16 protein-coding genes and 2 pseudogenes are annotated in these 19,984 nt (G+C 71.4%); 10 read left to right on the forward strand and 8 right to left on the reverse strand.

The genetic code is table 11. The annotated features are described in order from the left end of the window. Positions 1-135 precede the first annotated feature (135 nt). From ACIG0D_RS15480 to ACIG0D_RS15500, 5 genes and pseudogenes are all read left to right on the forward strand, one after another. A pseudogene (locus ACIG0D_RS15480) lies at positions 136-792 on the forward strand (prepilin peptidase); the annotation flags it as partial. A 68-nt stretch (positions 793-860) separates the two neighbouring features. Then, positions 861-1,982, forward strand: coding sequence for a lipid II:glycine glycyltransferase FemX (locus ACIG0D_RS15485; RefSeq protein ID WP_399800503.1), 1,122 nt, complete (start codon positions 861-863; stop codon positions 1,980-1,982). A gap of 64 nt (positions 1,983-2,046) precedes the next feature. Next, the gene (mqnC, locus tag ACIG0D_RS15490) at positions 2,047-3,243 is read left to right on the forward strand and encodes a cyclic dehypoxanthinyl futalosine synthase (RefSeq protein WP_399800504.1); all 1,197 of its coding nucleotides are present in this window, start codon (positions 2,047-2,049) and stop codon (positions 3,241-3,243) included. A gap of 7 nt (positions 3,244-3,250) precedes the next feature. Further along, positions 3,251-3,850 carry an imidazolonepropionase-like domain-containing protein gene (locus tag ACIG0D_RS15495; RefSeq protein WP_365763103.1) on the forward strand — a complete coding sequence of 200 codons (600 nt, stop codon included), beginning with the start codon at positions 3,251-3,253 and terminating at the stop codon, positions 3,848-3,850. Positions 3,851-4,036: 186 nt separating this feature from the next. Continuing rightward, positions 4,037-5,155, forward strand: a complete 1,119-nt coding sequence (locus ACIG0D_RS15500; protein ID WP_399800506.1) for an endo-1,4-beta-xylanase — start codon at positions 4,037-4,039, stop codon at positions 5,153-5,155. A 15-nt stretch (positions 5,156-5,170) separates the two neighbouring features. Here the strand turns inward: ACIG0D_RS15500 and ACIG0D_RS15505 are convergent, their stop codons facing one another. The 4 genes and pseudogenes from ACIG0D_RS15505 to ACIG0D_RS15520 form a co-directional block, all read right to left on the reverse strand. After that, positions 5,171-6,181: a recombinase family protein gene (locus ACIG0D_RS15505; RefSeq protein ID WP_399800509.1), complete on the reverse strand. Its 1,011-nt coding sequence runs from the start codon at positions 6,179-6,181 to the stop codon at positions 5,171-5,173. Positions 6,182-6,398: 217 nt separating this feature from the next. Next, positions 6,399-7,238 (reverse strand): hypothetical protein, encoded by an 840-nt coding sequence (locus ACIG0D_RS15510; RefSeq protein WP_399800511.1) that lies wholly within the window; start codon positions 7,236-7,238, stop codon positions 6,399-6,401. Further along, complete coding sequence (locus ACIG0D_RS15515) at positions 7,235-7,969, reverse strand: MerR family transcriptional regulator (protein ID WP_258779053.1); 735 nt, start codon at positions 7,967-7,969, stop codon at positions 7,235-7,237. The genes ACIG0D_RS15510 and ACIG0D_RS15515 overlap by 4 nt, the downstream gene beginning before the upstream one ends. A 137-nt stretch (positions 7,970-8,106) precedes the next feature. Beyond that, positions 8,107-11,228 (reverse strand): annotated as a pseudogene (locus ACIG0D_RS15520) (Tn3 family transposase). Positions 11,229-11,457: 229 nt separating this feature from the next. Here ACIG0D_RS15520 and ACIG0D_RS15525 point away from each other — a divergent pair. The 3 genes from ACIG0D_RS15525 to ACIG0D_RS15535 all read left to right on the forward strand — a co-directional run bounded on the left by ACIG0D_RS15525 (position 11,458) and on the right by ACIG0D_RS15535 (position 14,211). Next, positions 11,458-12,390 (forward strand): helix-turn-helix domain-containing protein, encoded by a 933-nt coding sequence (locus ACIG0D_RS15525; protein ID WP_399800514.1) that lies wholly within the window; start codon positions 11,458-11,460, stop codon positions 12,388-12,390. Positions 12,391-12,443: 53 nt separating this feature from the next. Next, complete coding sequence (locus ACIG0D_RS15530; RefSeq protein ID WP_399800517.1) at positions 12,444-13,241, forward strand: carbohydrate-binding protein; 798 nt, start codon at positions 12,444-12,446, stop codon at positions 13,239-13,241. A gap of 274 nt (positions 13,242-13,515) precedes the next feature. After that, positions 13,516-14,211 carry a demethylmenaquinone methyltransferase gene (locus tag ACIG0D_RS15535; protein ID WP_365763095.1) on the forward strand — a complete coding sequence of 232 codons (696 nt, stop codon included), beginning with the start codon at positions 13,516-13,518 and terminating at the stop codon, positions 14,209-14,211. Here the strand turns inward: ACIG0D_RS15535 and ACIG0D_RS15540 are convergent. Continuing rightward, on the reverse strand, positions 14,198-14,560 hold the full coding sequence (locus tag ACIG0D_RS15540) for a PASTA domain-containing protein (protein ID WP_399800520.1): 363 nt from the start codon (positions 14,558-14,560) through the stop codon (positions 14,198-14,200). The two genes, ACIG0D_RS15535 and ACIG0D_RS15540, sit on opposite strands and share 14 nt — an antisense overlap. Before the next feature lie 92 nt (positions 14,561-14,652). Further along, a complete protein-coding gene (locus ACIG0D_RS15545) occupies positions 14,653-15,159 on the reverse strand; it encodes a GNAT family N-acetyltransferase (protein WP_399800522.1) in 507 nt (168 codons plus the stop codon). A gap of 97 nt (positions 15,160-15,256) precedes the next feature. On the opposite strand from ACIG0D_RS15545, the gene ACIG0D_RS15550 reads away from it, so the two are divergent. Next, positions 15,257-16,546, forward strand: coding sequence for a geranylgeranyl reductase family protein (locus ACIG0D_RS15550; RefSeq protein ID WP_399800525.1), 1,290 nt, complete (start codon positions 15,257-15,259; stop codon positions 16,544-16,546). Here ACIG0D_RS15550 and ACIG0D_RS15555 read toward each other — a convergent pair whose 3' ends face one another. Continuing rightward, complete coding sequence (locus tag ACIG0D_RS15555) at positions 16,547-17,713, reverse strand: Cmx/CmrA family chloramphenicol efflux MFS transporter (protein ID WP_399800527.1); 1,167 nt, start codon at positions 17,711-17,713, stop codon at positions 16,547-16,549. Between the two features lie 332 nt (positions 17,714-18,045). Then, positions 18,046-18,897 carry a C40 family peptidase gene (locus tag ACIG0D_RS15560; RefSeq protein WP_399800530.1) on the reverse strand — a complete coding sequence of 284 codons (852 nt, stop codon included), beginning with the start codon at positions 18,895-18,897 and terminating at the stop codon, positions 18,046-18,048. A 716-nt stretch (positions 18,898-19,613) separates the two neighbouring features. Here ACIG0D_RS15560 and ACIG0D_RS15565 point away from each other — a divergent pair. Next, a complete protein-coding gene (locus ACIG0D_RS15565) occupies positions 19,614-19,973 on the forward strand; it encodes an NADH-quinone oxidoreductase subunit A (protein ID WP_007383963.1) in 360 nt (119 codons plus the stop codon). Positions 19,974-19,984: the final 11 nt, after the last annotated feature.

Below are 19,984 nucleotides of genomic sequence, written 5' to 3' on the forward strand. Positions count from 1 at the left end.
ACACTCCCGCCTTCCGGGAGTGTCCCGTCCGCCGGGGGCTCCCCGTCCGGGCGCGTCCCGTCAGCCGAGGGCGCCTGCCCCTCTCAGGGCCCCCAGCCCTCCCGCCACAACGAGTGGCCCCCCGGCGCCCGGGCGGAGCCGCCCGAGCCCCCCGCCTGGCGGACGGCCTGTCCGGCCGGGCATCCGCTCGCCGGGCCGCTGGGCGGCTGGGTCGGTCCGGGCCGGTGCGGTGAGTGCGCCGGGGCCGGGTACGGGCCCTCCGGCCGCGCCCTCGCGGCGGTCACCGCCCTGCTCTGCGCGGCTCTCGCCGCCGCCACCGGGCCGCGTCCCGAGCTGGCCGTATGGCTGCTGCTCGGGCCGGTAGGGGTGCTGCTGGCGGTGGTGGACCTGCGGGTGCACCGGCTGCCGGACGTGCTCACCCTGCCGCTCGCCGTCGCCGCCCCCGCCCTCCTCGGTCTCGCCGCCCTCGCCCCGGGCCACGCCGGTGACTGGAGCGGCGCCCTGCTCGGCACCCTCGCGCTCGGCGCCGGCTATCTCGTGCTGTGCCGGATCAACCCGGCGGGCATGGGCTTCGGCGATGTGAAGCTCTCCCTGAGCATGGGCGCCGTCCTCGGCTGGTACGGCCCGCGCACCCTGCTGCTCGGCACCTTCGCCGCGTTCCTGCTCGGCGCGCTCTACGCGGGCGCCCTGGTCGCGCTGCGCCGCGCCGGGCGCGGGACCGCGATCGCGTTCGGCCCGTTCCTGCTCGCGGGCGCGCTGATCGGGGTGGTGTCCGGCGCGTACGCCGCCTAGCCCAGTGAAAGGGGTGGGCGGCATTCCGCGGCCGTAGGCTCCTTGCGTCGGACGAAGGAGCACGGCGCATGAGCTATCGCCTGAAGGCCATCACCCGCGAGGACCACCTGGCGTTCGTCGCCACCCTGCCCTCGGTGAGTCATCTGCAACTCCCGTCCTGGGGCGAGGTGAAGCAGGACTGGCGGGCGGAGAGCCTGGGCTGGTTCGACGCGGACGACCGTCTCGTCGGCGCCGGACTGGTGCTGCTGCGGCCGCTGCCGAAGCTCAAGCGGTACCTCGCCTATCTGCCCGAGGGCCCCGTCATCGACTGGACCGCCCCCGACCTCGACGCGTGGCTGCGGCCCCTGCTCGCCCACCTCACGGCGCGCGGCGCCTTCACGGTGCGGATGGGCCCGCCGGTCGTCGTACGCCGCTGGAGCGCCGACGCGGTCAAGGCCGCCATCGCCGACCCGGAGACCAGGCGGCTCGGCGACGTGGCGCCCACCGCCGAGGACCCGCGCGCCCTCGACATCGCCGACCGGCTCCGCCGCGCGGGCTGGCGGCGAAGCGCGTCCGGCGGCGAGGACGGCTTCGCCGCGGGCCAGCCGCGCCACGTCTTCCAGGTGCCGCTCGCCGGCCGCTCCCTGGAGCAGATCCACCAGGGCCTCAACCAGCAGTGGCGGCGCAACATCAAGAAGGCCGAGAAGGCCGGCGTGAAGGTCGTCCAGGGCGACTACGAGGACCTGCCCGCCTTCCACCGGCTGTATCTGGAGACCGCCGAGCGGGACCGGTTCGTCCCGCGCCCGCTGTCGTACTTCCAGCGCATGTGGACCGCGCTGCGCGCCGAGGACGAGAACCGGATGCGCCTCTACCTCGCCCACCACGAGGGCGAGGTCCTCGCGGCGGCGACGATGCTGACCGTCGGCGAGCACGTCTGGTACTCGTACGGGGCCTCCACCAGCCGCCGCCGCGAGGTCCAGCCGAACAACGCGATCCAGTGGCGGATGATGTGCGACGCCCATGAACTCGGCGCCGCCGTCTACGACTTCCGCGGCATCACCGACACCCTGGAGGAGGACGACCACCTCGTGGGGCTGCTCCGCTTCAAGGCCGGCAGCGGCGGCGAGGCCGTCGAGTACCTCGGCGAGTGGGACCACCCGCTCAACAAGGTCCTGCACCAGGCTTTCCGGCTCTACCTGTCCCGCCGCTGAGCCGGGAATTTCGCTGGCGTACGCTGGTTCGGTCCGTCCGCAACCCGACGAAAGGGACGCCCCGGTGACCGAGAAGGCCGACCTCCAGTCTGTGCTCGACCGTGCCGCAGCGGGCGGGCGGATCACCCCCGAGGAGGCGCTCGACCTCTACCGCGACGCGCCGCTGCACGCGCTCGGCGCCGCCGCCGACGCCGCCCGCCGTCGCCGGTACGCGGGCGTCGAGCACATCGCGACGTACATCATCGAGCGCAACATCAACTACACGAACGTGTGTGTCACGGCGTGCAAGTTCTGCGCCTTCTACGCCCCGCCGAAGAGCGACAAGGGCTGGACCCGCGACCTCGACGACATCCTGCGCCGCTGCGCGGAGACCGTGGAGCTGGGCGGCACGCAGATCATGTTCCAGGGCGGCCACCACCCGGACTACGGCGTCGAGTACTACGAGAAGCACTTCTCGGCCATCAAGAAGGAGTTCCCGCAGCTCGTCATCCACAGCCTGGGGGCGAGCGAGGTCGAGCACATGGCCCGGATCTCCAAGGTCAGCGTCGAGGAGGCCATCCAGCGCATCCACGCCGCCGGCCTCGACTCCTTCGCCGGCGCCGGCGCCGAGCTGCTGCCGGAGCGGCCCCGCAAGGCCATCGCCCCGCTGAAGGAGAGCGGCGAGCGCTGGCTGGAGATCATGGAGACCGCGCACAACCTGGGCGTGGAGTCGACGTCCACGATGCTGATGGGCACCGGCGAGACCAACGCCGAGCGCATCGAGCACCTGCGGATGATCCGTGACGTACAGGACCGCACGGGCGGCTTCCGCGCCTTCATCCCGTACCTGTACCAGCCGCAGAACAACCATCTGAAGGGCCGCACCCAGGCGACCATCTTCGAGTACCTGCGGATGATCGCCGTCGCCCGCCTCTTCCTCGACAACGTCGCCCACATCCAGGGCTCCTGGCTGACCACCGGCAAGGACGCCGGGCAGCTCACGCTGCACTACGGCGCCGACGACCTCGGCTCGATCATGCTGGAGGAGAACGTCGTCTCGGCGGCCGGTGCCAAGCACCGCTCCAACCTGATGGAGATGATCGAGATGATCCGGGGCGCGGGCCGCGTCCCCGCCCAGCGCTCCACGACGTACGAGCACCTCGTCGTCCACGACGACCCGGCGAACGACCCCGTCGACGAGCGGGTCGTCTCCCACATCTCGTCGACCGCGATCGAGGGCGGCACCGCCCACCCCGAGCTGAAGATCCTCGCCGCCAACTGAGGTACGTGTGCTGACCCTTCACGTCGCCGAGGCCACACCCGGGACGGCCGTCCTGGTCGACGGCGCGCGCCTCGCCGCCGTCGGCCCGTACGACGAGCTGGCCGCCGCCCACCCGGACGCCCGGGTGCGGCGCTGGCCCGGCATCCTCACGCCCGGCCTGCTCAACCCGTACGGGCCGGAGCTGCTGGAACGGACGTACCACCCGGACCCGCGCGAGGCCGACCGGCTCGGCACCGAGCCGATCGGCGGGGAGCGCGCCCAGGCCCTGTTCCGCGCGGACCCCGCCCGCCGGGGCGCCAGCGCGCGGCGCGGCGTGCAGCGGCTCCTCGCGCACGGCACCGTCGCCGTCGCGGGCGAACTGCGCGACCGGGCCGCGCTGGACGCCGTACGGCGCGCCGGGCTCGCCGTCGGACAGCGACCGCCGTCGCTGCCGGGGCCGCCGGCCCTCTCCCCGGTCCCGCTGATCCTGCTGCCGCCCCTCGCCGCGGGCGGGCCCGCCCGCTTCGCCGTCTTCGACGTGCCCGACCGCGCCGCCCTGGTCCGCCAGGGCGCCGCGACCTGCGTCGCCACGGTCGTCGCCGGCCGCCTGGTGTACCGCGGCCGGTAACCCGCACCCTCCCTCGCGCCCCACGACCTTCCGTTCGGTCGTGGGGCGCTTCGGCGTGCACGCGTATTGACGGGCCGCTCGGCGAGCCCTTAGCGTCCGGCCATCCCTAATCTTTCGGATTTCGCTTCGAAACTTTCGAAGACGCGAACCCTCCGAAGACGCCGAGCCGACGGAATGAGACTCCCCATGAGATCCGTTCGCACCGCCACCGCGGCCCTCGCCGTGGCCGCCCTGTCGCTCCCGCTCCTCGCCGCCGCACCGCACTCCGAGGCCAGGTTCGACCGGCTGCGGGCGGCGGCCCCCGAGGGCTTCCACGTGGGCACCGCCGTGGCCGGTGGCGGCCACCACCTGTCGCAGCCGTACCCGGACCCGTTCACCTCCGACAAGGAGTACCGGAGGATCCTGGCCCGCCAGTTCAGCTCGGTCTCCCCGGAGAACCAGATGAAGTGGGACTTCATCCACCCCGAGCGGGACCGCTACGACTTCGCGGCGGCCGACGCCATCGTCGACTTCGCCGAGCGCAACCGGCAGGTGGTGCGCGGCCACACGCTGCTGTGGCACAGCCAGAACCCGGAGTGGCTGGAGCAGGGGAACTTCTCCGAGGAGGAGCTGCGCGCGATCCTGCGCGAGCACATCACCACTGTCGTCGGCCGCTACGCCGGCCGGATCCAGCAGTGGGACGTCGCCAACGAGATCTTCGACGACCACGGCAGGCTCCGCACCCAGGACAACATCTGGATCCGCGAACTCGGCCCCGGCATCGTCGCCGACGCCTTCCGCTGGGCGCACGAGGCCGACCCCGAGGCGAAGCTGTTCTTCAACGACTACAACGTGGAGAGCGTCAACGCGAAGAGCGACGCCTACCACGCGCTCGTCCAGGACCTGCTGAAGCGGGGCGTGCCGGTGCACGGCTTCTCCGTGCAGGCCCACCTGAGCACCCGTTACGGCTTCCCGGGCGACCTGGAGAGCAACCTGCGGCGGTTCGACGCGCTCGGCCTGGAGACCGCCGTCACCGAGCTGGACGTCCGTATGGACGTGCCGGAGGGCGGCGTACCCACCGCGGAGCAGGAGGCGAAGCAGGCCGACTACTACCGGCGGACCCTGGCGGCGTGCCTGGCCGTCGACGGCTGCGACTCGTTCACCATCTGGGGCTTCACCGACAAGTACTCATGGGTGCCGGTGTTCTTCGAGGGCGAGGGCTTCGCGAACGTCATGACCGACGAGTTCGCGCGCAAGCCCGCGTTCTACGCGCTGCGGGACACCCTGAACGGCCTTGGGGAACATCGGTACAGCCGTTGGCGCTGAGAACGATCATGAGGTCTAGCTGCGGATCTCCGTGTTCGGGTGAGGCTGGGCCTGGAGACGGTCGCGGAGGTCGATCTCCTCGGGAGTGAGCGGGTCTTCTGACCGGCGGATGCGGACGTGCTTGGGCCGCAGCGGCGGGCCGTCATCCGCCGCAGCCTCCTCGACTTCGGCCAGCGCCCGGTAGAGCGAGGCGACCGAAGGGCTTTTGCCAGCGTTCTTCCCGGTCTTGATGATCAGCTTCTTCGCGATCTCGGGAACGGGGACGCCCTTGTCCTTGAGCGCGACGGCGAAGGTGAGCATGTCGTCGTCGATTACCTTCGGCCGTCCGCCGTGGTTGCCCTTGGCCGCTGCGGTGACCTGGCCTTCGAGTGTCTTCTCCCGGATGTAGTTGCGCTCGATCTGCCCGGCAACGGCGAGCACGGCGAAGAACATGGCGCCCATGCCGTTGGGGTCGTAGATGCCGGTGAGCGGGCCGGTGAGGAGTTCGAGCTGGATGCCGCCAGCCTGGAGTTCGGCGGACAGTGTCATCAGCTCGGCGGCGTTGCGCGCGAGCCGCTTGAGCTCGTGGACGGTGAGAATGACCGGCGTCTCGGGTGCGGCTTCCTTGAACTGGCGGGCTAGCGCGAGCGCCTTCTCCAGCTCGGGCCGCACCTTGATGCGGGTACTGATCTGCTCCTGGAAGACCTTGTGGCACTCCGCGCGGTGGAGGGCTTCGAGCTGGCTCGCCAGCTCCTGGCGGGCGGTCGAGGTACGGGCGTACCCGATCCTCACCGGCCGCTCGGTGCGGGGCGCGGGCACGACGGCGAGCGCGGGCCCTTGCTTCCACACGCGGCCGGGGAGCCGGTCGGCGGGCACGGGGATCTCCAGTTCCTCGCGGAGCGCGGGGACGAGGACGAAGCGCGGGGTGTGGTACTTCGCGGCGGTCTTCCCGCCCCGGGTGCGGCAGGCGCTGCCGGCGGGTGCGTCACAGTTCGGGCAGTCGTGACGCTCTACCGCCAATGCGGCCTGATCGGGCGTGAGGTCCATGGCGGCAGCCTCTCAGAAGTGCCTCGCACAACACGCCGGTTTCGAGAGGACTTTTGCGAATGGCGACCTGCGGAGACGTGATCACTGCCGGGGCTCTCGCAGAACTCTCACAGATGTTCATTTGTGAGAATGCCGAGAAGTCGAACATGCAACCGGGCGGCGCCCGGTCGGAGCCCCCTGCCGGGCGCCACGTCGCGGCGAGGACCAACCTGTGTGCTCAGGCGGGCTGACGGAGCGCGCTGACCAGTGCGCGCGGGTCGTCGGCGTGGAAGCGGATGGTGTGGGCCTCTTCCGTTGCGCCGAGCGGGCGGGTGAAGGGGAGTGGCCGGTTCAGCTCCAGGGTCACCGAGGTCTGGCTGCCCACTATGAGGTCGAGGACCCCGTCCTCGGAAAGGGTGATCAGGCCGCCTTCGGGATAGCGCCGGTCGACCCGGACCGAGGCGACCGCGTCCGGCGGTACGGCGAGGTCGAAGAGGGCTCCGTAGCGGATCCGCAGAGAGCCGTCGGGACGCACGACGTGCGGCCGGGTGACGCAGGCGGCGTGCAGGGCCAGCACGAGGACGACGCCGTACAGGTCGAGTACCAGGATCACCCGGTGGACCACCGGCCAAGGGATGAGGAAGGCCAGGACCACCGTCTCGATGACCATCACGAAGAGCAGCCCGTACATCATCGCGGTCTGGGGCCCGGTGTACGCGGCAGCGTGGTCCCCGGGGCGCACCCCGTGCGTGCCGCGCCGGACCCACCGCCCCAGGGAGGCGAGGGCGCGCAGTTCGTGGAGGACCAGGCGGCGGACCGTCACCGGCACCGCCTCCTGTACGGCGGCTCGCCGCGCCGCCCCGCGGTCTGCGCCACGGGCGCGCGCGGCGACATACAGCGAGCGCAGCACCCATGCCTCGAACAGCAGCACCACGAGCACCAGCGCCTCGGCGCCCGCCAGCGCCCAACCGGGCGGTCGGACCCCAGCCACCAGGCAGGCCGCCAGGGCCAGTTCCCCCGGCAGTACGGCGGCGACCGCGACCCGCGCCGCCCGTACGCCCCTTGGCCGCCCGTTCATCCCCGGCCCCTCTCCATGAACGCGTCCATAAGTCGGCCCACGACTTCCGCTTGCGCGGGGGTGTACTCGGCGAGCAGCGCCTCCTTGAACCCGGTCACGACCGCCCCGTCCTCGGGGATTGCGGCGAACAGCTCCTCGGGGACGGCTGCCATCAGGTCAGCTGCCAGAGGTGCGATCCGCGGATCGTCGGCGGGGGCTTCGGCGAGCGCGTCGAGGCGCTCATACAGTTCGACGACCGCGGGATCGGCGACCAGTGTTCCGAGCAGCGCGAAAATCTCTTGGCTACCGGAGCTGGTGGCGTCCATCAGCGTGAGGTACTCGCGGTCCTTGGCCGCGCTCGGCGAGTCTGTCCTGGGGGCCTGTGCCAGCAGTGCGGCGAGGGCGGGTGAGACGGGCCCGGTCGCGCCGGGCGGCTCGGCGAGCAGGGCGCTGAGCCGGCAGCGGCGCTCCCGGATGTCGGCTTCCTGGCGGGCCAGGTCGGCGTCGAGTTCCTCCAACACCTCGGCCAGTTCGCGTCCGGCATCGTCAGCGAGGGCGTCGCGCACTTCATCGAGGCTGAGGCCGAGTTCGGTGAGTCGGCGCACTCTGGCGAGCAGGACGGCGTCGCGGACGCTGTAGGCACGGTAGCCGTTGGGGCGCCGCTCCGGTTCCGGAAGCAGCCCGACATGGTGGTAGTGCCGGATCGCCCGGGTGGTGAGCCCCACGAGCGCGGCGATCTCTCCGATTCGCATGCCGCCAGTAGAAACCCTGCCGTTGCGTCAAGGTCAAGCGCTGAAAGTATCGTCGGGCGCAAAACGATTCGAGCGCGTCTACACACCGGAGTGATACGTCTTCGTCAGCGCACGTATCTGGCCAGAGTCCGCTCCCGCTACCCCTCGTCGTCCTCGTCGAGTTCGACTGTGTCTGGGTCGCGAAGCGGGCGTAGGGCGCCGCCAGCCGGGGTGGAGGCGGTGAAGCTGTAGCGGCCCAGGACGTTGAGGTTGCGGTGCTTGAGCGGGGAGAGGCGGGTGATGTCCTCGTCCCGGATCTCGTGTCCCTCGGCACGGAGGTGTACGACGGCGGCGTCGATGTACCGGGTGGTCCAGAGCACCACGGCGTTGAGGACCAGGCCCAGTGAGCCGAGCTGGTCCTCCATCCCGTCCCGGTACGCCTGGTGGATGGTGCCGCGCTTGCCGTGGCACACGTCGCGGGCCAGCTTGTGCCGGGATTCCTGCACGGTGAGCTGGCGGTTCATCTGGCGGCGGTAGGTGTCGTCGACCGGGTCGACGACGCGGAGCAGGTGCTCGGTCTTGGCGATCCGGCCGTATTCGGCGAATGCCTGCCCCAGCGGGGTCGGGTGGCCTTCGCGTCCGAACATCCGCAGTAGGTCGTAGGCGCGTACCTGGTTGGTGACCAGGGAACCGGCGACCCGGAGCATGTCCGGCCAGTGGGTGATCACCTTGTTCAGGTTGACCCGGTTGCGGGCCAGCGGCTCCAGCGGCCCGTACGTGCCTGTCCCCACGCCCGGAAGGGACGCGCGCCAGAACCGTTGGTCGTCCAGGTCTTTGAACCGGGGGCTGAAGTTGTAGCCCAGGATGCGGAAGATGCCGAACACGATGTCGCTGTACGAGGCGTTGTCGGTGGCGACCATCTCCGGCTTCACCCCGCCGTCGAGGTTCAGCAGGGCGTCCAGGATGTGCAGGGAGTCGCGAGGGGTGCCCGGGACCACCATCTGCCCGATGCCCGCGACCTGGTCGTTGACGGCGTTGAGCCAGGTGATGCCGCGCTTGAACCCGAAGTACTTCGGCGACGGGGCGGCGTTGATGGTGCGGACGGGGACGACGAACCGCAGTCCGTCGACCGAGGCCAGCAGCCCATCTCCCCAGTACCGCACAATCGGCACCTGGCCCTGCGCCTCGATCAGTGCGGCGTTCGCCGCGGCGATGGTGTCGGCCCGCAGATAGAACTGGTCGACGTGCACCAGCCGGGAACGGTGAAGCGCCTCATGCGCGGGGTTGATGACCGGGGTCATGCCGATGTTGCACGCCTCCGAGACCAGAAGGGCCACCAGTGAGGTGGTCAAGTCCTTCATACGGGTTGTGCCGTCGCCCAGGTGTACGAAGGCGTCCAGGAACCCGGTCCAGCCGTGCACCTCGAACAAAAGCTCCGGCAGGTCGATCTTCGGGAGCATCTTCTCCACCCGCCCCCGCAGCCACGTCAGGGACTTCGGCTCGCCCAGCGCGCCGAGTTTGGACACGTTCAGCTTCGCCCGGCCGCCCGGCGGGACCTCGATGGTGACTTTCGTGTCCTGCCCGGCCGTCTCCAGCCGCTCAGCCATCTGCTTCCACGCCGCATCCAGCGCCGTCACCAGCGCGGCCAGGTGCTCCTCGACCGGCATGTCCAGGCTCAGGCCCGCCAGGACGTCCTCCCGCACGGCCTCCCACTCTGTGCCGTCCAGCAGCCGGGCGCGCGGGTCGGACCAGCGGTGCGAGGGAGAGGCGAACACGTCCCGGCGCTGAAGCGCGCGGTGCAGCTGCTCCAGCACACACACCACGTACGCGTCCCGGTCCACAGCCCCCGGCGGCAGCTCGGCGTTGGCGTACACCGCCTTGCGCCATGCGGCCGGCACCAGCTTGTCATCGACCTCGCGCGGCAGCAGCGGCTTGTCCTTCACCCGCCGCCGCGCCAGAGCGGGCAGCCGCTTCACCCCGGCCAGCACCCGCTTCCCGCCGGTCGCCGCATCCAGCGCCTTCGACTCGCCCAGCAGCGACAGAAACGGCCGCACCGTGTTGTACCGGGTGGCCAGCGCCGCCCGCATCGCGACGGCTGCCGAGTCCTCGTCCTCCGGCACCAGCGAGACCACCAGCACGGCCGCACTCATCACCGCGGCCCGGGGCGCGACCTCCTCCACTGCCCGCCACAGTGCCGCCGCGTCCAGATCCGTGCCGTGCGCCTCGACCAGCTCCAGCTCCTCGAACAGCACCTTCGCCGCCCGCGCCAGGGTCCGCGACGCCTTCTCCAGCTGCGGCAGCGTCGAGAGCCGCTCCTTGTCCGTCGCCCGCTTTGCCGTGCTGATCAGCCTCGTCGCCATCAGCACCGAGAACAGGTCCAGCGCCTCATCGATCGCCTTGGCCTCAAGGTGGCGCATCACCGCAGTGAGCATCGCCGTGCGCTTGGGCTCTGCGGCCCGCTCCAGGCTCGCAGCCTTGGACCCCAGCCCGTAGCGGGCAACGCCGCGAGCCGGTTCGGCGGGATCTGCGACAGCTTCAACCGCCCGAGCTGGAACGCGCCGATTTCGTCGACCCGTTCCAGCGACCGTGCGAACGCCGTGCCCGTCGTCCGTGTCGGCGGCCGGCGCAGCCGCTCCAGCTCCGAGTACCGGCCGCCCTCCGGCGTCACCAGCGTGGCCACCAGGTCCGCCGGCAGAGCCGGGTCCGCGCGGTGAGCCGCCCTGGCCACGGTGGCGTGCAGCCGCTTCTCCGCGATCGTTCGAACCTCCGACACCTGCCGGGCCAGCACCGAGACACCCGGCAGCAGCACCCGGTTCCGCCGTAGCCAGCCCACCGCCTGGTTGAACAGCGCGACCGGCCCCTCCGCATGCGTCCACGCCCGGCCGTGCAGGAACGTCCGGAACTTCCGTCCCCACTCCGCATCTTCGTACGGGTGGTATCCGTAGGCGTCCCGGATCTCCCACGAGTGCTCGTACGCCGTCTTCAGCCGCTCGGTGTACCGCTTCACACACGACGGATCCTCGATGCCGAGCTGCGCGGCCAGGTGCTCGACCACCGGCCATGGCACCGCAAGCGGGTCCTCCAGGAACAGCCCCACGTAGCGGACTGTGCACATCTGGAGGGCGAAGCCCAGCTGATGATGCTTTGTACGCCGCAGCGCGATCAGATCGCGGTCGACATCATCCAGGAAGAAGAACCGCTCCAGCTCGGGTCTCGTCGGCTCCTCAGCGAACTTCCCGTACGCCTCGGCCTGATCATCAGTTAAAAACTCCACCGGCATGACGCGGACCGTAGACAGGCCCCACCCGTGATCGACGATCTTTCAGCGAACCCCCGTTCTGGGGACGATCGCTGTGCTACCCGACCATGATCGTTCTCAGCGCCAACGGCTGTACCGATGTTCCCCAAGGCCGCTGAAGGCGGCCCGCGAGCGCTGAGTTCCGTCCGGCGCGTGAGACGCTGGTGCTGCTCGATTGGTCTGTACCTGCCACGAGGAAGGTTCAGGGTCCATGCGCAGCACCACCGTCCCGCCGGGAACGCCCTGCCTCCCGCCCTGCCCCGGCGACGTACCCCTGCACCGGCTGGAGGTGGCCGGTCCGCCCGCCGTCCCCTTCGCGGCGGGCAGCTTCGACGCCGTCGGCCCGCTCGCCCGCTCGGACCGCCCCCACCGGCACACGTTCTACGAGATCGTCCACGTCACCGCCGGTTCCGGCACCCACGTCGTCGACCTCGCCCGCTGGCCGCTCACACCGCCCCACCTCGCCGTTCTCGCCCCCGGGCAGGTCCACCACTGGGAGGGCGGCAATGGCCTGGACGGCACGCTGGTGCTGTTCACCGAGGACTTCCTGGTCGACCACCCCGGCGACCGCGACCTGCTGCGGCACCTCGCCGACCGCTGCTGGTTCCGGCCCCCGCCCGAGGACGACGAACGGATCGGCGCGCTCATGGCCGAGCTGGTGACGGAGTACCGGCAGCGCGGGCCCGGGTACGCGAGCGTGCTGCGGTCGCTGCTGCACGTCCTCGTCGTCCGGGCGACCCGGCTCCCGGACGGGCCCGCCTCCGGGGCCCCGGCCGAGGGGCGCGGGGCCGCCGTCGCCCGGGCGTTCGTCCGGTTGATCGCCCGGCCCGAGGCGCTCTCCTGGACGGTCCGGGAGTGCGCGCACCGCCTCGGCGTCACCCCTGGCTACCTCACCCAGGCCGTACGGTCCGCCACCGGCCGCAGCCCCGGCCGCCTGCTCATCGAGGCCCGCGCCCGCCAGGCGCAACGGCTGCTGGCGCACACCGAGTTGTCCGTCCGGCAGGTCGCCGCCCGCACCGGTTTCACCGACCCGGCCTACTTCAGCCGCTTCTTCCGCCGCGAGACCGGGCAGAGCCCCGGCGCCTTCCGAAAACACCACAGTGGCGCACACCAGTCCATCGAAGCCCCGGGACCGCGGTCCTAGGGTCGGTCCCGTCCGGTTCAGGCGTCGTTCCGACACCCCCACGAGGAGCAGACATGGACGACAACTCCCCGCGTGTGCGCCGCAAAACGGTGCTGCGCGCCGCACTCGCCGCGACGGTCGGGGTCCCCACGGTCCTGCTGGGCGCACCCGCCCTGGCCCGCACCCTGACCGCCGCGGGAACGGCGCCCCCGCTCACCCCGCCGTGCGACGACGGCGACGACCCCACCCCGCCGCAGACCGAGGGTCCCTACTTCAAGCCGAACTCCCCGCGCCGCACCAGCCTGCTGGAGCCGGGCACACCCGGCACCCGGCTCACCGTGAGCGGGTACGTCTTCGGCCTCGCCTGCCGGCCCGTCGCCGGGGCCCTGCTGGACTTCTGGCAGGCCGACGCGGGCGGGGCGTACGACAACACGGGGTTCCGGCTGCGCGGGCACCAGTTCACCGGTGCGGACGGCGTGTTCACCCTCACCACGATCGTCCCCGGCCTCTACCCGGGCCGTACCCGGCACCTCCACGTGAAGGTGCAGGCCCCGGGCCGGCCGGTGCTGACCACGCAGCTGTACTTCCCGAACGAGCCCCGCAACAACACCGACACCATCTTCGACCCGCGGCTGCTGATGACCGTGCGCGACGCGGGCGGCGCGAAGGAGGCGGCCTTCGACTTCGTGCTCGCCGTCCCGCAGGACCCCGGACCGACCCCGCCGCCGGGCGGCACCTGGACCCCCGGCACCACCTACCGGACCGGCGACCGCGTGACGTACGGGGGCCGCGCCTACGTCTGCCTCCAGGTGCACACGGCCCAGCCCGGCTGGGAGCCACCGGCCGCACCGGCCCTGTGGCGAGCGGCCTGAGGCCGCCGCTCGCTCAGCGCGCGAACGCCTCCCCGGACGCCCCGTCCTCCTGCTCCACCCGCCGCACTCCGCCGCCGAGGACAGCCCGGAGAGGTCCGCGAGCCGGGCGTGGCCGCCGTCGCGGCGCGGACGGCGCAGCCGCCCATGTCGCCGGTGCAGGAGCTGCCGTAGTTCCGGCACGAGATCGCGCTGATCCTCGCCGTACCGCTGACCGACCGGCGGCGAAACGCACACCGTGGCTCTGGCCGGGAGGCCCGGCTGCAACAATGAGGGCGTGACCCGCGCATCCCTGGACAAGCAGCCGCACGAAGTCGCCTCGATGTTCGACGACGTCGCGGACCGGTACGACCTCACCAACGACGTGCTGTCCCTGGGCCAGGCCCGGGGGTGGCGGAAGGAGGTCGCCAAGGCCGTCGACGCGCGGCCCGCGCAGAAGGTCCTGGACCTGGCGGCCGGTACGGCGACCTCGTCGCTGCCCTTCACCCGCGCCGGCGCCTATGTCGTCCCCTGCGACTTCTCCCTCGGGATGCTCCAGGTGGGCAAGCGCCGGCACCCGTGGCTGCCGCTGACCGCGGGGGACGCGACCCGGCTGCCGTTCAAGGACGACGTCTTCGACGCCGTCACCATCTCCTTCGGGCTGCGCAACGTCCAGGACTTCGACGCCGCGCTGCGCGAGATGTACCGGGTGACGCGGCCCGGCGGACGGGTCGTGATCTGCGAGTTCTCGCACCCGACCTGGGCGCCCTTCCGCACCGTCTACACCGAGTACCTGATGCGCGCCCTGCCGCCGGTGGCCCGCGCGGTGTCCTCCAACCCGGAGGCGTACGTCTACCTCGCCGAGTCCATCCGCGCCTGGCCCGACCAGGCGGGGCTCGCCGACCGGCTGAAGGGCGCCGGCTGGTCGCGGGTGGCGTGGCGGAACCTCACCGGTGGTGTGGTGGCGCTGCACCGGGGCTTCAAGGAGAGCTGAGCGCGCTCATCTCCGGCGGCGCCTTCGGCGCGGGCTCGGGTGTGGTCAGCTCACGGCGGATGCCGCCGTGCGGCGCGCCGGGCACGCGGGGCTCGCGGACGCCCGAGCCTCCGCCGCCCTCCCCCTCGCCGAGGTCGAACCAGACGGTGACGACGGCACCGCGCGGGATCTCGGCCCCGGGCGGCGGATACTGCCGTACGACGTGGTCGACCACGGTGCGGGAGAAGTCGGGCCGGTCGGGCGCGGCGAGCCGCACCCCCTGCGTGCGGGCCGCCTCGCGTGCGTCCACGGCCATGAGACCGACGAGCCGCGGCACGCGCACTTCGGGTGTTTTGGGTGGTATACGCACAGATGTCACCCCCAGCGGTACTGGAAGGGTAACCGCCCGGGGTGCCGTCCGGAAGCGTCAGGTGGCTTTCCGTAGCCACTTATTACGCTGCGTCACAACCCCAGTCGGTAGCAGTGCCCCTGCTGCTTCGACTCGGGTGCCGTGAAGGTCTCGGCCAGCCGCATGCCCAGCCGCTGCGTCACCGCGATCGAGCGGGCGTTGCGGGCGTGCACCATGGCGACCACGCTCTCCACGCCCGCCTCCCGCAGCCGTTCCAGCGTCATCCGCGCCGCCGCGGTCACATAACCCCGGCCCCAGTGCTCCCGGCCCAGCCGCCAGCCGATCTCGATCTCCCCGGCCGGGCCCCACTGCTGCGGCCAGGGCTGGGCACCGGTGAAGCCGATGACCCGGTCGTCCTCGTCCAGCATCGTCCACAGACAGAAGCCCAGTTCGGCGTCGTGCTTGCGCTGGCGGGCGGTCAGCTCCTCGTAGACGGACAGCTCGGCGGACCGGCCGCCCTGGAACTCCATCACGTCCGGGTGGTCGAAGACCCGGTGCCAGGCGACGGCGTCCTCGTCGGTGGGGACCCGCAGCCGTACCACGGGGAGCGTTCTGTTCACGGGGCAGCCCTTCAGCCGGTTGATCAATTCTGCTGAATAGACTGCCCATGTCCAGTGCCGGTCGGCACGCAGATTTCGAACTTGGGGAGATCCCGCCGTGACCGAGCCCCTCCTCTCCGACAACACCGCCGACGTGATCGTCGTAGGCGCGGGGCCGGCCGGCTCCACGACCGCCTACCACCTCGCCAAGGCGGGGCTCGACGTCCTGCTGCTGGAGAAGACCGAGTTCCCGCGCGAGAAGGTGTGCGGCGACGGGCTCACCCCGCGCGCGGTCAAGCAGCTCGTCGCCATGGGCATCGACATCTCCGAAGAGGCCGGCTGGCTGCGCAACAAGGGCCTGCGGATCATCGGCGGCGGCGTCCGGCTCCAGCTGGACTGGCCGGATCTCGCCTCCTTCCCGGACTACGGTCTGGTCCGCAAGCGCGACGACTTCGACGAGCAGCTGGCCCGCCAGGCGCAGAAGGCGGGCGCCCGGCTGTACGAGCGCTGCAACGTCTCCGGCCCGATCGTCGACGACCGCACCGGCCGCATCACCGGCGTCACCGCCAAGCTGGGCGAGGAGAAGCGCGAGGTCTCCTTCCACGCGCCGCTCGTCGTCGCCGCCGACGGCAACTCCACGCGCCTGTCCCTGGCGATGGGCCTGCACCGCCGCGAGGACCGCCCGATGGGCGTCGCGGTCCGCACGTACTTCGAGAGCCCCCGCCACGACGACGACTACCTGGAGTCCTGGCTGGAGCTGTGGGACCGCCGCGGCCCCGGCGAGGACCGGCTGCTGCCCGGCTACGGCTGGATCTTCGGCATGGGCGACGGCACGTCCAACGTCGGCCTCGGCGTCCTCAACACCTCCGACTCCTTCAAGGAGCTGGACTGGCGGGAAGTCCTGAAGGCCTGGTGCGCCTCCATGCCCGAGGACTGGGGCTACACCCCCGAGAACATGACCGGCCCGATCCGCGGCGCCGCCCTGCCGATGGCCTTCAACCGCCAGCCGCACTACACCCGCGGCCTGCTGCTCGTCGGCGACGCCGGCGGCCTGGTCAACCCCTTCAACGGCGAGGGCATCGCCTACGCCATGGAGTCCGGCCAGATCGCCGCCGACGTCATCGTCCAGGCCCACGCCCGGTCCACCCCGGCCCAGCGCGAGATCGCCCTCCAGCGCTACCCGCGCGTCCTCAAGGACACCTACGGCGGCTACTACACCCTCGGCCGCGCCTTCGTGAAGCTCATCGGCAACCCGAAGGTCATGAAGATCGCGACCCAGCGGGGGCTCACCCACCCGCTGCTGATGAAGTTCACCCTCAAGCTGCTCGCCAACCTCACGGACCCGACGGGCGGCGACGCGATGGACCGCATCATCAACGGCCTGTCGAAGGTGGCCCCGAAGGCGTGATCACGCCGCCGTGTCCCGCGGCCGCCGCGCCGCCCGCCCGGACCGCCGGGCGGCGGTGGCCGCCAGGGCCGCTCCCGCCGCGGCGAGAGCGGCGCTGACCCAGGCGGCGGCCCGCTGGTCTCCCGCCGCCGAGGCGGCCTCCCCGGCCAGCAGGGGACCGGCGAACGCGCCCACGTTCAGCGCGGCCGTGGCGAACGAGCCGCCCAGCGCGGGCGCGCCGGCCGCCACCCGCAGCACCCGGCCCACCAGCGCCGAGCCGGGGCCGAAGGACAACGCGCCGAGGACGGCGGCCAGGAGGAACAGCGGTACGGCGCCCGAAGCCGTCAGGGCCAGCGCCGCCCAGCCGACCGGCAGCGCGGCCATCGCGTACCGGACGAGACGGCCGTCGCCCCGGCGACCGGCCACGGTCACCCCCAGGAAGGCACCCGCCCCGAACGCGGCGAGCAGCCCGGGCACCACCGCCTCGGGCAACCGCGTCACCTCCGTGGCGACGACGGCGAGATGGGCGAACGTCGCGAAGGTCGCCCCGTTGACGAGCGCGGCGAGCACCAGGGCCGATCGCACCGGGCGTTCGCTCAGGACGCGCAGCTCCCGGCGGACCGCGACCTCGGCGCCGCCGGCGGCGTCGGCGGGCGCCGAGCGGGACACCAGCGCCAGCGCGGGCAGACACAGCGCGGCCACCGCCCAGAACGCCGCGCGCCAGCCGGCCCGCTCGCCGAGCAGGGCACCCGCGGGCACCCCGGCGACGCACGCCAGCGTCACCCCGGACAGCAGGACGGCGGTCGCCCGCGCCTGCTTCCCGGGAGCGACGACGGAAGCCGCCACGGACATCGCCACCGCGAGGAACCCGGCGTTGACGACCGCGGCGACGATCCGGGTGGCGAACAGCACCGCGAAGTCGTGCGTGAGAGCACCGGCCACATGCACGACGACGAACGCCGCGAGGAACCCGGCCAGCGCCCGGCGACGCGGCCACCGCGCGCTCCAGGCGGCCATCAGCGGCGCGCCGACGACCATCCCGATGGCGTAGGCGGACGTCAGGCTCGCGGCGGCGGCCACCGGGACGGACAGATCACGGGCGATTCCCGGCACGAGCCCGGACAGCATGAACTCGGAAGTCCCCTGGGCGAAGACGGCGAGACCCAGGACATGGATGAAGACAGGCAAGGATGCGACTCCGGCGTGAGATGCGGGCAGGGGCATCCGCGCGCTGGAGAAGGAAGGAGGAACCGGCCAGGCACGCGGAGCGCGTGTCCGGTCGCCGGGGGCGGCTCGGGGAGCCGTACGACGGTCAGCCTGCGGCCCGCCGCCGGGCGACCGGCGGCTCCGCTCTGTCGGACTCGGGGTTCGTCACGCGAGGCACGCTAACGGCGCCCTCGCGGGAAGGCAACGGAAATACCGTGCCGGGGACGGCAAGGGAAACACCGTCCCGGGGACGCGCGGAGGGCCGCAGCCCCCGAGCGGCTGCGGCCCTTCCCACGATGTGATGCGACTCGGACTCAGAGGACGCGGACCGCGCCCGACGCCGGGTAGCCGGAGAGGTCCTGGATGACGACGCCCTTGGAGGGGTTCGCGGCGTCCAGGTACTGGCCGTCCCCGATGTAGACACCCACGTGGTACGCGGAGCCCTTGCCGCCCCAGTACAGGATGTCGCCGGGCTGGATCTGGGACAGCGGGATGTCCGTGCCGACCATCGACTGGTCCTGCGACACGCGCGGCAGGTCCACACCGACCTGGCGGAAGGCGGCCTGGACGAGGCTGGAGCAGTCCCACGCGTTGGGGCCGGTGGCACCCATGACGTAGGCGTCGCCCAGCTGGGCCTTGAGGAAGGAGATGACCGTCGCGACGCTGCCGCCGGCGGGCGTGGAGACGGACGGGGCGGACACGGAGGCCTGGGAGGACGTCGACGCGGACGCGGAGAGCGTGGTGCGCTCGGCGTCGCGGGCGGCGCGCTCGGCGGCGGCGCGGCGTGCCTCCTCGGCCTTCTTCTTGGCTTCCGCCTTCTTCTTCGCCTCTTCGAGGTCGGCCTTGGCCTCCTCGGCGGCCTTGGCGGCGGCCGCGTCACGCTCGGCCCGCAGCTCGTAGTTCGCGGCGGCCAGCTCGGTGGCGTCCGCGGACTCGGCGACCTGGGCGGCCAGGTCGTCCGTCAGGGTGGGCAGTTCGAGAGTCTGCGTCACCGGTTCGGCGGCGTTCGCGGACGCCGACGCACCGGCCACTGCCACGGTGCTGAGGATGCCACCGGCAACTCCGGCCCGCATCGCGATCGAGGACGCGCTGCGGCGGGGCTTCCGGTGGCTGCGTATGTGAGCGGTGTGGGACATGAGAACAACCGGTATCAGGGGCTCCTTCATACCTTCAAGAAACGTGGCGTGCGCCACAGTTGCTCAATCCGGCCCCCGAAACCCGGTCCGCACACTCCTTATTGACGCCGTAACGGACATTGCGGACTCACCCTCTCAAGCCTGTGATCATGGGCTTTCGTCGTTACGTCCGAATTGCCCTGCGCCTACCACCGGTTGGGGTGGTTGGCCAAGCCCGCTTCTCGGACGCCTCTCGTGAATGTGGCGGAGGTCACGGAACGGTTACCGCGAGAGGGGCGTCTCGGGCGCACGGCGGCGGGCGGCGCGCTCGTGAACGCGTGCACACGTTCACACCCCGCCCCGCGTCGCCTTCCGGGGTGTGAACGGGGCCCACTATCAAGAGATCGAGTCCAGTGCCAATTTGCATGCAACGGAACTTTCTTGATATTGAGACGCCCGCTCCGAGCTGCGGCGACGAGTGAAAATGTCACCAGAAGTGATCACTCTGACGCTTCGCGTACGAAGATCGCCGCTCATACGACTTCATGATCCTTCGTCAGGTGGTGGAGATCACAAAGCTTGTGCAATACCCCGTGTCGCAGATCACAGAGCGGCGGGCATAAGATGCGAGGCAGTTGGGCTTGTGACCTGCTTCACATGTTCTCGATCTTCGCCGGGACCAACGGGGTTGATGAGACAGGTGAGGCGGATGTGAGCCCGATGCAAAACCGCCAGCAGTCAGTGCCGACTGAGAGGAGCGAGGAGCGGTGAACGCGTATGCGCCCATCCTCGTACTGGGAGCCCTCGGGGCAGGCTTTGCGATCTTCTCCGTGGTCATGGCCACGCTGATCGGTCCGAAGCGGTACAACCGCGCCAAGCTCGAGGCCTACGAGTGCGGTATCGAGCCGACCCCCACGCCGGCCGGCGGCGGGCGCTTCCCCATCAAGTACTACCTGACGGCGATGCTCTTCATCGTCTTCGACATCGAGATCGTCTTCCTCTACCCCTGGGCCGTCACCTTCGACGCCCTGGGTGTGTTCGGGCTCGTGGAGATGCTGCTCTTCGTGCTCACCGTCTTCGTCGCCTACGCCTACGTCTGGCGGCGCGGCGGCCTGGAATGGGACTAGGGGCCTTTTAG

The sequence above is a fragment of the Streptomyces sp. NPDC052773 genome (assembly GCF_044547145.1).
Taxonomy (GTDB): Bacteria; Actinomycetota; Actinomycetes; order Streptomycetales; family Streptomycetaceae; genus Streptomyces.

What these genes read in the sequence shown, in the direction of transcription:
- ACIG0D_RS15485 (WP_399800503.1), top strand. Translation starts at nt 861, where the DNA reads ATGAGCTATCGCCTGAAGGCCATCACCCGCGAGGACCACCTGGCGTTC.
- ACIG0D_RS15500 (WP_399800506.1), top strand. Translation starts at nt 4,037, where the DNA reads ATGAGATCCGTTCGCACCGCCACCGCGGCCCTCGCCGTGGCCGCCCTG.
- ACIG0D_RS15505 (WP_399800509.1), bottom strand. Translation starts at nt 6,181, where the DNA reads ATGGACCTCACGCCCGATCAGGCCGCATTGGCGGTAGAGCGTCACGAC.
- ACIG0D_RS15510 (WP_399800511.1), bottom strand. Translation starts at nt 7,238, where the DNA reads ATGAACGGGCGGCCAAGGGGCGTACGGGCGGCGCGGGTCGCGGTCGCC.
- ACIG0D_RS15515 (WP_258779053.1), bottom strand. Translation starts at nt 7,969, where the DNA reads ATGCGAATCGGAGAGATCGCCGCGCTCGTGGGGCTCACCACCCGGGCG.
- ACIG0D_RS15525 (WP_399800514.1), top strand. Translation starts at nt 11,458, where the DNA reads ATGCGCAGCACCACCGTCCCGCCGGGAACGCCCTGCCTCCCGCCCTGC.
- ACIG0D_RS15530 (WP_399800517.1), top strand. Translation starts at nt 12,444, where the DNA reads ATGGACGACAACTCCCCGCGTGTGCGCCGCAAAACGGTGCTGCGCGCC.
- ACIG0D_RS15560 (WP_399800530.1), bottom strand. Translation starts at nt 18,897, where the DNA reads ATGAAGGAGCCCCTGATACCGGTTGTTCTCATGTCCCACACCGCTCAC.